8 protein-coding genes and 2 rRNA genes are annotated in these 13,462 nt (G+C 47.4%); 7 read left to right on the forward strand and 3 right to left on the reverse strand.

The window, feature by feature from the left end:
* From GF404_05935 to rrf, 5 genes are all read left to right on the forward strand, one after another.
* Nucleotides 1-181, forward strand: a 181-nt coding sequence (locus tag GF404_05935; GenBank protein MBD3381720.1) for a YjbQ family protein, incomplete at its 5' end; no start/stop codon positions are given.
* 278 nt (nt 182-459) lie between these two features.
* A complete protein-coding gene (locus GF404_05940; protein ID MBD3381721.1) occupies nt 460-684 on the forward strand; it encodes a hypothetical protein in 225 nt (74 codons plus the stop codon).
* Nucleotides 685-899: 215 nt separating this feature from the next.
* Nucleotides 900-2,282: a radical SAM protein gene (locus GF404_05945; GenBank protein MBD3381722.1), complete on the forward strand. Its 1,383-nt coding sequence runs from the start codon at nt 900-902 to the stop codon at nt 2,280-2,282.
* A 284-nt stretch (nt 2,283-2,566) separates the two neighbouring features.
* Nucleotides 2,567-5,580: ribosomal RNA gene (locus GF404_05950) — 23S ribosomal RNA — on the forward strand.
* Between the two features lie 80 nt (nt 5,581-5,660).
* Nucleotides 5,661-5,777: ribosomal RNA gene (rrf, locus tag GF404_05955) — 5S ribosomal RNA — on the forward strand.
* A gap of 422 nt (nt 5,778-6,199) precedes the next feature.
* On the opposite strand, the gene GF404_05960 is transcribed toward rrf, so the two are convergent.
* Entirely contained in the window at nt 6,200-6,784 is a 585-nt protein-coding gene (locus GF404_05960; protein ID MBD3381723.1) for a DinB family protein, read from the reverse strand.
* Nucleotides 6,785-6,930: 146 nt separating this feature from the next.
* Nucleotides 6,931-7,782 carry a hypothetical protein gene (locus GF404_05965; protein MBD3381724.1) on the reverse strand — a complete coding sequence of 284 codons (852 nt, stop codon included), beginning with the start codon at nt 7,780-7,782 and terminating at the stop codon, nt 6,931-6,933.
* Between the two features lie 213 nt (nt 7,783-7,995).
* Between GF404_05965 and GF404_05970 the strand changes: the two genes are divergently transcribed.
* Together GF404_05970 and GF404_05975 are read left to right on the forward strand one after the other, a co-directional pair.
* Complete coding sequence (locus GF404_05970; GenBank protein MBD3381725.1) at nt 7,996-8,982, forward strand: HD domain-containing protein; 987 nt, start codon at nt 7,996-7,998, stop codon at nt 8,980-8,982.
* A 204-nt stretch (nt 8,983-9,186) separates the two neighbouring features.
* Entirely contained in the window at nt 9,187-12,084 is a 2,898-nt protein-coding gene (locus GF404_05975) for a hypothetical protein (protein ID MBD3381726.1), read from the forward strand.
* Between the two features lie 47 nt (nt 12,085-12,131).
* On the opposite strand, the gene GF404_05980 is transcribed toward GF404_05975, so the two are convergent.
* Complete coding sequence (locus tag GF404_05980; GenBank protein MBD3381727.1) at nt 12,132-13,181, reverse strand: glycosyltransferase; 1,050 nt, start codon at nt 13,179-13,181, stop codon at nt 12,132-12,134.
* Nucleotides 13,182-13,462: the final 281 nt, after the last annotated feature.

The raw sequence follows: 13,462 nt of genomic DNA on the forward strand, positions 1-13,462 counted from the left end.
TCATCACAGAACCGGCGAAGATAACGGCGATGCTCACCTGAAAGCGCTTCTGATGCATTGCCAGGTGCTTCTGCCGATTACTGAAGGCAAACTCGATTTTGGTCCCTGGCAACAAATCTACTATGCCGAATTCGACGGCCGGCGCAAAAAACGCGTGATCGTCAAAGTTATCGGGGAGTAAATCAGATCGGGTCAAGATACAAGTTCAATTATCGTCTCAGAGAATTGAATGTTCCTTTAAAAACATTTGAGCCACTGCTTGCCTGCTGGACAAGCAACTTGAACACAGATTCCACATGATCAGCATCTAATCATGCTGTCTATTCCAGGGCAGCCGTGATAATCTGGTACCAAACTAAAGATCATACATAATAAATCAAAATAGACTGACCGTAGATGTCAGTGGGCTTCTGTATATTCATAATAAGACAAGACGGTCTACACAATACAGGAGTCGCGATGTCAAAAACAAAGTCGAGTAAAAGCCAAGTAGATACTGGCAGGTTAATCGATGCTAATATCTCGCCGTTGCCATGGCGGATTGTGAAAACGACCATAGAGGGATGCGACTATATCGAAATCCGGGACGCTTCCGATGAGATGGTCTGTTTCACCGAACATACGTCAGAGAAAGACGAGGAAAATTTCAAGTTGATCCTTAAGTCTGTTGCGAAACTGTCATGAGCTGTGAACATGATGCGGGACTATGATTACCTGTTTGCCTGGTCTATACGGGAACAAGACGAGTAACATCGATAATATCAAATAATTAATAATACAATATACATACCGAACAAAATATGTTGTAATTAAGTAGATAGCATTATCATCGTATGTGCCTGCACACATGTGGCTGTTTATTTAAAAAGTATAGTTATTCCATCCATAACGGGTAAGGTATGCTTATGCGTGTAGCTCTAATTAATCCTGCAAATTCAAACGATATCCAGAGTTTTCGATGGGGGGTGGGCCATCTCGGACTGGCATATATTGCCGCTGTTCTGGAAAAATCGGGACATACAGTAAGTGTTATAGATGGTAAAGCTGAAAAGCTTTCTCCAAAATCAATTGCCTCCAGAGTTGTCGAAAGCAAAAGCCTGATAGCAGGTATCACTGCGATGACTCATGAAATACACCTTGCGCATGAGATTGCCCAGGAGATAAAAACTAAAGTGCCTCATATCAAGACGGTTGTCGGCGGACCGCATACCAGCGCACTGCCAGAGCGTACGCTGGAGGAATTTGAAGCTTTTGATGTCGCCGTCTCAGGTGAGGGCGAAATCACCATGCTTGAGATCGTAGAATGTTTTTCCTCTGGCGATGATGCCGATCTTGGTAAGGTAAGGGGAATCAGCTATCGCCAAAACAATGAGATCTATCGTAATCCTTTAAGGGAGTTCATGAGCTCCGAAGGTCTGGAGGAGCTTCCGTTTCCCGCCTGGCACTTGTTTCCCGAGCAGGGTTTACCGATGTTTGCCGGACGCGGTTGTCCATACCGCTGTAAATTCTGTATGCGGGTACTGGGCAATCGAGTGAGGATACGGTCTCCGGAAAACGTAGTAGCGGAGATAAGGTATTTACACGACAGGTTCGGAAAAAAACACAGCTGGTTTCAGGATGAGACCTTTGGATTGAAGAGGCAGTGGACAAGGAAATTTCTAAATAAACTGGCCGAGTTCCGGTCAGAAAAAGATTTCGACTGGACCTGGAAAGCCAATTCGCGGGTGAACCTGGCAGACCAGGAGATATACTCTCAGATGAGCGAACAGGGATGCCAGGGACTCGATTTTGGAATTGAATCTGGTAACCAGGCCATTTTAAAAACGATCTGTAAGGATATATCTTTGGACAAAGCCAGGCATGCGATAGCTTTGGCGCGGCGAGCCGGAATGGTAACCGAGGCGTTCTTTATAATTGGACATCCGAACGAAACTTTCGGGACAGCTCTGGATACAATTCGTTTCGCGGCGAGGTTGCGTGCTGACAGGATCGCGGTAGGGGTAATGGTTCCGTATCCGGGGACGGAGATATGGGAGATGGCCCGGCAGAATCAAGGAGGCTACAGCCTTGTCAGCCAGGACTGGCGTTACTACGACAAATATTTCGGGCAGGCAATCAGGCTCGATAGACTATCGCCCAACAGACTTAAGGTTTTACAGAGTATTTGTTACCTATGGTTCTATTTACGAAACCTGCGGATCGGTGATCTGTTCAGGTTTTCCATGCAACACAGCCGGGCGGTTGTGAGGATGGCCGGGAATCTGCTGGGTTTGCGCAAATGATTGAAAAGTGCTGTTTCAGGCTGAAAAAGTGCTAAATTTTGTTACTTTTTGGCCGAAAAAAATGCAGGGGGGACGGAACTCAAAGGGTGGCCTAAGTGTATTACAGACAGTCAGGTCAGCCAGGTTAGAAATTAATTAAACTTTTTCGAAAAAAGCACTTGACAAGACGCGATTTTAGTATAAATTCAGCGTTTGCCTGAGCAGAGATTGAGTCTCAGGCATTTTGATCTTTGAAAACAAAATATCAAGCACGGTGAAATCGAGTTGAAAGAACGCCATTAGGATTTTGATCAAGTTACTAAGGGCGTACGGGGGATGCCTTGGCACTGGTAGCTGATGAAGGACGTGACAAGCTGCGATAAGCTTCGGTTAGCTGCAAATAAGCTTTGAGCCGGAGGTTTCCGAATGGGGCAACCTGGACCGTTAATACGGATCCATCGGCGGCTGAATACATAGGTCGTCGAGGACAACCCGGGGAATTGAAACATCTCAGTACCCGGAGGAACAGAAAACAACAGTGATTCTCCAAGTAGCGGCGAGCGAACGGGGAACAGCCTAAACCACAGAGCACGCTAAAGGTGGCATCCGTTGTGCCTGTGGTGTCGTGGGAGTGAATCTGAGTGAAATGCCAATAGCTCGGAAAGTTACAAATCGCTTGTCTAGCCGAACAATCCTGGAACGGAAGGCCGTAGAGGGTGACAGCCCTGTAGGCGAAAGGCTTGCGACTTTCTGGATTCATTTCCCAAGTAGTACGGGACACGAGGAATCTTGTACGAATCTGCCGGGACCACCCGGTAAGGCTAAATACTAACCAGTGACCGATAGTGCACAAAGTACCGTGAGGGAAAGGTGAAAAGTACCCCGGGAGGGGAGTGAAATAGTACCTGAAACCGTATGCCTACAAGCTGTGGGAGGAGAGGTTGTTTCTTCGGAAACAACTATCTGACCGCGTGCCTATTGAATAATGATCCGGCGACTTATTCTCTGTTGCAAGGTTAAGCAAAACACTTGCGGAGCCGCAGCGAAAGCGAGTCTGAACAGGGCGTCAAGTAGCAGGGAGTAGACCCGAAGCCAGGTGATCTATGCATGGCCAGGATGAAATCTCGGTAAAACGAGATGGAGGTCCGAACCCACCAACGTTGAAAAGTTGGGGGATGAGCTGTGCATAGGGGTGAAAGGCCAATCAAACCTGGCGATAGCTGGTTCTCCTCGAAATGCCTTTAGGGGCAGCCTCGAGTTAGTGTAACGGAGGTAGAGCACTGATTGGGCTAGGGGGCCTACAAGCTTACCAACCCCATTCAAACTCCGAATTCCGTCTACATGTTGCTCGGGAGTGAGTCAGTGGGGGATAAGCTTCATTGGCAAAAGGGGAACACCCCAGACCACCAGCTAAGGTCCCGAAGATATGCTAAGTTACAAAGGATGTGGGGTTGCTAAAACAGCTAGGATGTTGGCTTAGAAGCAGCCATTCATTTAAAGAGTGCGTAATAGCTCACTAGTCTAGGAAGCCTGCGCCGATAATAGTTGGGAATATGCATATCACCGAAGCTGTGGGATCTGCAATGCAGATCGGTAGAGGAGCATTCTGCGGGGGCAGAAGGTGTGCTGTAAGGCATGCTGGACCGCGCAGAAGAGATTATGCCGGAACGAGTAGCGATAAAACAGGCGAGAAACCTGTTCGCCGCAAGCCTAAGGTTTCCTGAGGAAGGTTAATCCGCTCAGGGTTAGTCGGATCCTAAGCCGAGGTCGAAAGGCGTAGGTGATGGAAAACAGGTTAATATTCCTGTACCAGGTGTAGCGCGTTATACCTATGGAGTGACGCAGGAGTGAAGGTCATCCGGGTGATGGATGTCCCGGTCCAAGCCGGTAGGGAGAAGAGGCAGGTAAATCCACTTCTTCAATCCCGAGAGGTTATGGGGAGGTCGAAAGACCGCAAACTGACCTTAATCAGACTGCCAAGAAAAGCTTCTATGGAAGTTCTATATCTGTCCGTACCGCAAACCGACACAGGTAGGCGAGGAGAGTATCCTAAGGCGCTCGAGCTAACCCTCGTTAAGGAACTAGGCAAAATGGCCCCGTAACTTCGGGAGAAGGGGTGCTCCGAGTAGGTGAAGCCCTGCGGTGAAGCCCAAAGGAGTCTCAGTAAAGTGGCCTGGGTGACTGTTTACTAAAAACATATCTCTCTGCGAAGCCTTACAAGGCGATGTATAGGGAGTGATACCTGCCCGGTGCTGGAAGGTTAAGAGGAGGAGTTAGTCTCTTCGGAGGCGAAGCCCTGAATCGAAGCCCCAGTAAACGGCGGCCGTAACTATAACGGTCCTAAGGTAGCGAAATTCCTTGTCGGGTAAGTTCCGACCTGCACGAATGGTATAACAACTTGGGCGCTGTCTCAACGAGGGACTCGGTGAAACTGTAGCAGCGGTGAAGATGCCGTTTACGCGCAACGGGACGGAAAGACCCCGTGAACCTTTACTATAGCTTGGCATTGGATTTTGGTACGGTATGTGTAGGATAGGTGGGAGACTTTGAAGCTGGCCCGCTAGGGTCGGTGGAGTCGTCGTTGAAATACCACCCTTGCCCTATCGGGATTCTAACCACGACCCTTGAATCAGGGCGTGGGACATTGCCAGGTGGGTAGTTTGACTGGGGCGGTTGCCTCCCAAAATGTAACGGAGGCGTCCAAAGGTTTCCTCAAGCTGGTTGGTAATCAGCTGAAGAGCATAAGGGTATAAGGAAGCTTAACTGCGAGACAAACGAGTCGAGCAGATGCGAAAGCAGGGCCTAGTGATCCGGCGGTTTAGAGTGGAATTGCCGTCGCTTATCGGACAAAAGGTACTCCGGGGATAACAGGCTGATCTCCACCGAGAGTTCATATCGACGTGGGGGTTTGGCACCTCGATGTCGGCTCATCACATCCTGGGGCTGGAGAAGGTCCCAAGGGTTTGGCTGTTCGCCAATTAAAGTGGTACGTGAGCTGGGTTTAGAACGTCGTGAGACAGTTCGGTCCCTATCTGTTGCGTGCGTAGGAGATTTGAGGGAATCTGACCTTAGTACGAGAGGACCGGGTTGGGCAGACCGCCAGTGTATCTGTTGTCCTGCCAAGGGCAGTGCAGAGTAGCTGTGTCTGTTCGGGATAAGTGCTGAAAGCATCTAAGTACAAAGCCCATCCTAAGACTAGATCTCCCAGCGTAAGCTCTGAAGGATCCTGGAAGATTACCAGGTTGATAGGTCATAGATGTAAGGCTGGTGACAGCTTAAGTCGAGTGATACTAATCATCCGTGAGACTTGATCATTTAAATTTTTCCTCTTGCCTCGGAAAAGTTTGAATCTTAATGGCTGCTTTCGACTTTCGCCTGCTTGATATTTTGATAAAATTTGCCGGTGGTTATAGCACGAGGGCCACACCTGTTCCCATTCCGAACACAGCAGTTAAGCCTCGTAGCGCTGATGGTACTGCCAGGGCAACTTGGTGGGAGAGTAAGACGCTGCCGGTGTTAAATAAAAAGCCAGCTTCAAAAGCTGGCTTTTTTAATGTTGGTATTAACTGTAAAAGTCAAGGACTTCCCGGACAATATCTGCCTCTTCGGACTGCCTGTTAAGCTGCCTTTTTCTTTTTAAATTTAGTTTCTTATTTAATCGTTTCTATGGGTCGTTTTCCCAGGTTTCTGTAACCTCGATGAGGTCTTTGTTGTTATGGCGGATCTTGAGACTCGCTCTTAGCGAGGATTGTGACCTGCCATTTTTGTAAAGCGTAAGATCACAACTTCCCGGTAAAGGCCGGCATGCAAAGACTTGACGCAAAAATGCAATCAACGGAAGAAAGCAGGGCAGAATTGTAGGGCACAGTATCCATGCGATGCTGCCATGTGGCAGGTTCACAGGTCACTGCCCTACGATTGTCAAAACTATATTAAATCTACTTCGTAAACTCGTTCAACATTTCGCGCATGCGCGCCAGATGGAAATCGTCATGTTCGGCGATGAAGAAGCAAAGATCGACCATGCGCATCGGTTTGTTGAGCCTGGGATGAATGGCTGATCTGGCGAAGTCCTCGGTCGTAAGCTGATCCATGCGACCAATAAAATGATCGCGCTTGGATTTGAAGCGCGCCATGACGTCCTCGAAGCCGGAGGCGTTATGATTGGCCTCGTCGGTGAAGTTTTTGCTGAAATCAACACCCTGCATAGCTTCTCTGCCCTCGAGTATATGATCGATTCTGATATCCCAGAGCTGTTCGCAGTCACCCAGGTGACCGACGATTTCCTGAATCGACCAGCGATCCTCAAGCCTCGTGGTTAAATGGTCTGCCGGGCATTTGTCTGTCATCTCTTTCAGGCGGACATAAGTTCCGCGTACACGTTCCATAACTTCGGGATGAAGCTCGTGTGGAAAATCGAAGTTGAACTTTCGTTCCAACCATGGCATTTGCGGCATAATGACTCCTTTCATTATGATCAATAATATATAAAATTGATATGAAAATAGCAAAACAAACCACATCGCCGGCTTAAGCGCAATTAGAAGTATTGAAATGTAATTGCTGGTTTTGCGGAATCAAGTCCGGATTAATAAACACTGCAGATGAAAAGTCTGGCATGATAATGCCAAAGGAGAAAGAATTCTATCGCTAAAGCAATAGTGTTTCGTTACGGGAAGCGCATCAGGTCATCGCGCTCAAATGTCCACTCGGGTGTAATCAGGCTGTCGCCGATATCGCAATCATACCAGGGACTCAGGTCATTGTCGATGGGATTGATCAGAACATGGATATCCTGGGCCGGCATAAAACCCTGTGCCGGCAAAAACAGCCGTTTTCCGCTCTCACGATCGATACAGACATCGATCACAAACACAGCATGGCCGGGAAATCCGCCTTCAATGAATACATAGCCGGGCTCAATCGTGCAATTTTCATTGACCGGAATCAGCTCTTTTTCCAGTGAATACGATCCGGCATACATGAAGACCGAGCGAAGATATTCCCGGAAGGCTTCATAAGATGAATCCGCTTCGGCGTTTTTCACCCAGGTGACATCATTGCCGTTCACGCGGGGACGATATCCCTCGATCCACTTGCGAAATGAAGCCCGGTCACCGCTGGTGAAATTGAAGGCGATACTGTCATACAGACCCCGAGAATAGAAATATTCGGAACGCATCCGGATGACAGCGTCGGCGCACTGCTGAAGATTGCGGTTACCGATGTCGATATCGATGACGGCCCGATGGACGTCCTGCCTGCCCTTCAGCCGACCGTTATAGAGATAGATTTTACTTCCCGCCGGTTTGAGTGGCAGACGGCGCAGGAAACCGGCATAAGAAGTGGAATCGTATTCCAACCGTGAATAACCGGGTGGCGGTTCGATCTGTCCCAGCACGGTGCGTTCAGGCGAACCGGATAACCACCTGTAATCCTGGGAATTGCCACCATTACAGGCGATCAGCAGAACAAATATACCGCAGATACCGATTATGCATCTATAATTTAACACTGTGATTTAAACACAAAAACAGATTGTTAGTTCATGATAAACTGACTGGATTTAGAAAAGTCCAATATGCTACAAGGAAAGTAATGAATGGGGTTTTCATGCGGGGGTGTGACCGAACCGCTATCTGATTGTCAGTAAACACGATAAGGTCAGTATGCGAGCCAATAATATTTTAAAAAATCACAAAATATAAGTATTATCCGATCCGATACCAAATATATGAACACTATCACTGTGCAACAGTCAGGCCAGCTGGAAAAGCATTTTGTGCCGATCCATCTGGAAACCTTGGAGGTAGACAGTATATTCCAGTTTGATCTGTTCATCCGGCGCGACAACAAGCTCACCCTGTTTCGCTCCAAAGATGTGCCGTTTTCGCAGGCTGAATTCAATACTCTAAAAAAATACAAACTGAATGTTTTATACATCAAAGCGAGTGATCACGATAAATACCAGGATTATCTCGAACAGAACCTGCCCGGTCTTATCGGCGATGAAAAAGTGCCCGGTCAAAAGAAGGCTGAAGTTATCTACGAAGCCTCGAAAGTTTTAATCAAAAAAGTCCTGGCTGACCCGACCCGTGCTGAATATATCAAGCGTTCGAAAGACATTGTTCAGAATATAGTCGAGTATATCCTCAAGGGCAGGGACGCATTTTTGAACCTTATGCAGATTACTTCATTTAACTATTACACATATACGCACTGTGTCAATGTCTGCACGTTTTCGATCGCCCTGGCGCGCCGGATGAGAATACTCAACCGGATGGAACTGGGAGAACTCGGGCTGGGCGCGCTTTTACATGATGTTGGAAAGGTCAAGGTGCCTAAGGAGATAATCGAAAAACAGGGCAAACTGAATGACGAGGAGTTCCGGCTGATTAAGAAACATCCGGAATACGGTGAGGAAATTCTTAAACAGACCAAAGTCCTGACCCGGAATTCTTTTTACCCGGTTATCCAGCACCATGAGAGGCTGGATGGTTCCGGGTATCCTCACGATCTCAGGGAATCACAGATTCATCAATACAGCAAAATAGTCGCTATCGCCGATGTATTTGATGCCCTCACTACTGACCGCTGTTATAAAAAGGCGATCGATACTTATCCCGCTCTCAAGGCATTGCATGAGTCACCGCAAAAATTCGATAAAAAGATGTTGACTGAATTTACCCTTCTTATGGGCCCAGAATTCTATCAAAAATAGAGTCATTTTCAATATATTCCTTGCCAATAGTATAATTGCCCTTTATTTTCAATATGTAAGCCATAACATATAGATCTCGCGACCGGCTTATTTTTTGCACATCAGAGGTTTCAACCAGAGATTATCGGAATAATTCACTTCTAAGACTGTACATAACATATTTTAAATACAACAGCACTATTATAATCTTTACGGAGGGTCGCCATGGGAGCAAGGACTTTTTTGACAGTAGCCGCAGTAGTCTGTCTGCTGGCCTCGTCCGGGTGGGCATTGCCTGAAAACAGCAAACAGACTGGGGCCGGTTTGTTGCTCGAGCTTGACCAGGATACCTACCTGGATGTCAACAGCCTTTTATGTTTTTTCTACAACGATGGTAGTTTCGCCTACGACAATGCCAATATATTGGGCAAAACGGATGGTTTATATTATCCGCGATGGTCTTCAAAGACTGTAATCTATTCCGCGGGGCTGTGGGTTGGTGCCAAAGTCTATGGCCAGGAAAGAGTCACTGTTGCTGAATACAGTTCAGAATATGTTCCCGGACCGATGCAGGGATACACGTACATGCCCGATAATCCAGATTTCAAAGTCTATAAAATCTATCGCGGAGACACACCGGAATCAAATCCGGATTATGCCAACTGGCCTGTTGACCAGGGGGCTCCGGTCGATTCAACAGGAGAGCCCTTGATTCTGGGTGATCAGATGTGCTGGTCGGTCTTTAACGACGCGGATACGAGTGCTCATCAAAATGACGCTGGTTTCTCGATGCCACTGGGACTTGAAATCCAGCAGACAGCTTTCGCATATGATCTTCCCGATTCACTCTCTAAAGTTATTTTCATGAAATACCTGATCATAAACAAGGGCGGAAAGAGTCTCGACAGTACCTTCGTGTCGCTCTGGTGCGATCCCGATCTGGGTGGGCCCTCTGATGACCTGGTCGGTTGCGACACGGCGTTGTCTCTGGGATACTGTTACAACGCTCCCGGGTCTGATAACACCTATGGCACTGAACCACCGGCGGTCGGTTTCGATTTTTTGCAGGGGCCGGTTGTCGAAACAGGCATCCCATCCGATTCGGCTAAATTTATGGGCGGGTGGATTTACGGTTATGTTAATATGCCGATGACATCTTTTAACCGGTATATCAATGGAATCGATCCGCACAGCCCGGAGGAATCCTACAACTACATGCGGGGCTTGAATCTCAATGGTAATCCGGTTGTCGATAACAATGGCGACACAACAAAATTCTTCTTCCCCGGCGACCCGGTAACAGGAACCGGGTGGCTGGATGACATCTCGTCCGACCGCAGGTTCATGATGACTTCCGGGCCGTTCAATATGATGCCGGGTGATACGCAGGAAATTGTCGCGGCGATAATTGTCGGACAGGGAACAGACAGACTCGCGAGCATAACTAACCTCAAAGAAATCAGCAAATTCACCCAGAAGGTCTTCGATTATGATTTCGATGTCCCTGAAGTTCCCGAAGGCTTCAATGTCTATGCTCGCAGTTACGATCAGGCAGTCGAGTTGATCTGGGACAACGACATGGAACAGGATTATCTCGATTATCGTGAATGGTTTGGCACATTTTTCGCCTTCGAGGGATATAACGTATACCAGCGAACTTCAGAATTTGGCTCATGGAAAAAAATTGCAACCTTCGATTTGACTGCCCAGGAATCATACCAGACTTTTCATCAAGTCGCTGGTGACAGCATAGAAATCTGTGCGAGCGGTCAATGTGATACTTTGGAGCGGGCCTGGGACTTTCAAAAAATCTATGACTACATATATGATCCGGGCGCTGGTGGCTATGAGTTAAAAATCGTCCAGAACGGTAGTGAATCCGGGTTGCAAAATCGTATCTATATCGATCACGATTATATCAATAGTGGACCGCTGATAAATGGTCAAAAATACTATTTCGCTGTAACTCCTTATTATTTGAATATACAGGAAATCGGCCCGAATGATTCGGTGTTTTTGAGATCCGGTTTTATTGGTTTTAACATGGCTTATTTGGAAAATGAGCCAGTTGCCCTTACGACCATGCCTGTTGCGTCACCTGGTATGTATACAGATACTGCCGAACACAGTGTCGGAAACTCAGAAGGGATGGTGCTGGTTGAAGTCCTCGATCCTGACATGATTGTGCCCGGTGATTACACAGTCACATTCAACCCTTCTATAAACTGGAACCTGATCCGTGATGGTATGTACCTGTTAACCGATCAATCTAATCAATCCGGTGATTTCTCATATCCGATTATTGATGGAATTATGACCCGGGTAATCGGTCCGAAATCCGGGATTTCAGAAGTAGTTGAAATCCAGTCTGGATACAATCCCGTCGATCCACCCGACAATGTTTTCCGGTCATGGAATTCGACCGGTGAGTATTATGTTACTTCCGATTTCGGCAGTGGCCAGGAGGGGTTGAATCGCTTCAACTGGCGAGGCAATATCGGCTGGGAAGCATGGGAGTTTCGATTTACAGAACAGGGAAGCGAATACTACGACTGGTTTACCGATTTAAAATTCCCCAATCGAGCACCGTTTGAAGTCTGGCATTTCTCACAGGACGATCCCACACCTGACAGGAGAGATGTGTTTTTTGTAATTGACGACGACGAATCGGGTGGATGGTCTGTCGGCGACAGGATCTACATCGTCGAAGTAGAGTATCCGGCAGAACCACTTCCTCAATACGCTTATGATCTCAATTACCAATGGGATGATGATTTCGCTCTCGGAAGGGTGATAATTGAAGTTGATGAGCCAGCCGAAGGCACAATTATCAGGTTCAATTCCACAGTTCCGAATGCACCCGATGATGTCTTCCAGTTTACCCTGACCAAGCCTGATCAATGTGGCGATGTCAATCAGGATATGGAAATCTCCATTTCTGATCCGGTGTATTTGATTAACTATATCTTCATCAATGGCGAAGCCCCCGATCCGCTCGCGATAGGGGATGCCAATTGCGACGGCACTGTCAATCTGGCTGATCCGGTTTACCTGATCGCATACCTGTTTTACAATGGAAACCCGCCCTGCGATACTGATGGGGATGGTTTCCCTGACTGCTGATTGGAATGTGTTCTTAAGTTATGATGCGAGCCCGCTCAAGGTTATTCTCAGGCGGGCTTTTTTATAGCCGAATTGATCATATCGATAAAGCGGGGGATGATTACTTCTTTGCCGAAAACAGATGCATTCTCGGAAATCTTTTCGCGGTCGACCGGCAATGATCTGAGATAATTCTCAAGAGCTGCTTTGATACCGTCAGCATTTCTATCGAGCTTGAACAACTGCCCTCCGATTTGTTCAACGATTTCGATCATGCTGGCGGCATGGGTCGCAACCGGATAACATCCACAGGCCGCGCCCTCGGCCAGAACCAGACCGAAACCTTCGACTGAAGAGGGCAGAGCAACCACACCCGCATTCCGGAATTCTTCGGCCAGTTGCTTCTGGGGGATATAATCGTGAATCTCTATTCCGGAGTCATTGTCGATTAAACGGACGATATGCTCGCGCTGAGGGCCTTCTCCGAAAATCTTCAGCCTGAGTTCGGGAACCTGCTTTACCGCCCTCACAAGCAGGTCGACATTTTTTCCGCGGTCGAGACGGGCAGGACAGATGATCAGTTTATCATCCCTTTGTGTATTAGAGATGAAAAACACCTTTGGATCAAACGGCATGTTGGCAATTTTTGCTTTCGGGGTAGTAAATGACGCCAGGTAATGGGAGACCGTGTTGACGATTTCGGCCCGTTTAAAGACATTGTTCGCAACCGGCTTCAATATCGGCAGAGTCTTCAGCATGGCGGCATCGGTACCGTGCATTGTCACCATCAGAGGATGACCACTCTGTTGTGACAACTTAGCCCCGATTATACCACCCGGTAGCCACCAGTGAGCCCAGATCAGGTGATGCTTGTGGCACTTGAGTTCGCATTTGGCCTTGCTCATCGATTTCCGGTAATAATCTGCCAATTTGGGCCAGTTGAGTGGATTTTTAAAAAGATCTTTCATCAGACCACCGTAGTAGATATGGCTGATTGTGAAATCGAAATGATCGCTCAGGTCGTTGACCAGGTTTTTAACGAAGATACCGGCATTATCGCCCTCGTGGCGGGGGTAATTATGTGTAATCAAGAATATCTTAGGTTTAGTCATAAACATTTATCCAGATAACCTCTGCCAGATATATTATATAGTTAAACAGCCTCGACAAGCCAATTCTTCTTTCGTACTTTAGTGATTATTTTCACTTTCTCGTTGACATCCCGACCGCGCATAGCATATATTTTAAGCCCCGGGCTGACTATGTTTTAAAAGCCTCGGGACTTGAGAATGGCAGAAACATACAAACCTCAATTTACCGGTTGTATGCTTCGGTCTTTTGTTTTTTTGACAGCAAAATTACCTGTAAGAAAATCTACAATCTGCCATAGACACAGGAG

It is taken from the genome of Candidatus Zixiibacteriota bacterium (assembly GCA_014728145.1).
Taxonomy (GTDB): domain Bacteria; phylum Zixibacteria; class MSB-5A5; order JAABVY01; family JAABVY01; genus WJMC01.

Coding starts and splice junctions, on each gene's coding strand:
- GF404_05970 (MBD3381725.1), top strand. CDS start 7,996: ATGAACACTATCACTGTGCAACAGTCAGGCCAGCTGGAAAAGCATTTT.
- GF404_05980 (MBD3381727.1), bottom strand. CDS start 13,181: ATGTTTATGACTAAACCTAAGATATTCTTGATTACACATAATTACCCC.
- GF404_05940 (MBD3381721.1), top strand. CDS start 460: ATGTCAAAAACAAAGTCGAGTAAAAGCCAAGTAGATACTGGCAGGTTA.
- GF404_05960 (MBD3381723.1), bottom strand. CDS start 6,784: ATGTGGTTTGTTTTGCTATTTTCATATCAATTTTATATATTATTGATC.
- GF404_05945 (MBD3381722.1), top strand. CDS start 900: ATGCTTATGCGTGTAGCTCTAATTAATCCTGCAAATTCAAACGATATC.
- GF404_05975 (MBD3381726.1), top strand. CDS start 9,187: ATGGGAGCAAGGACTTTTTTGACAGTAGCCGCAGTAGTCTGTCTGCTG.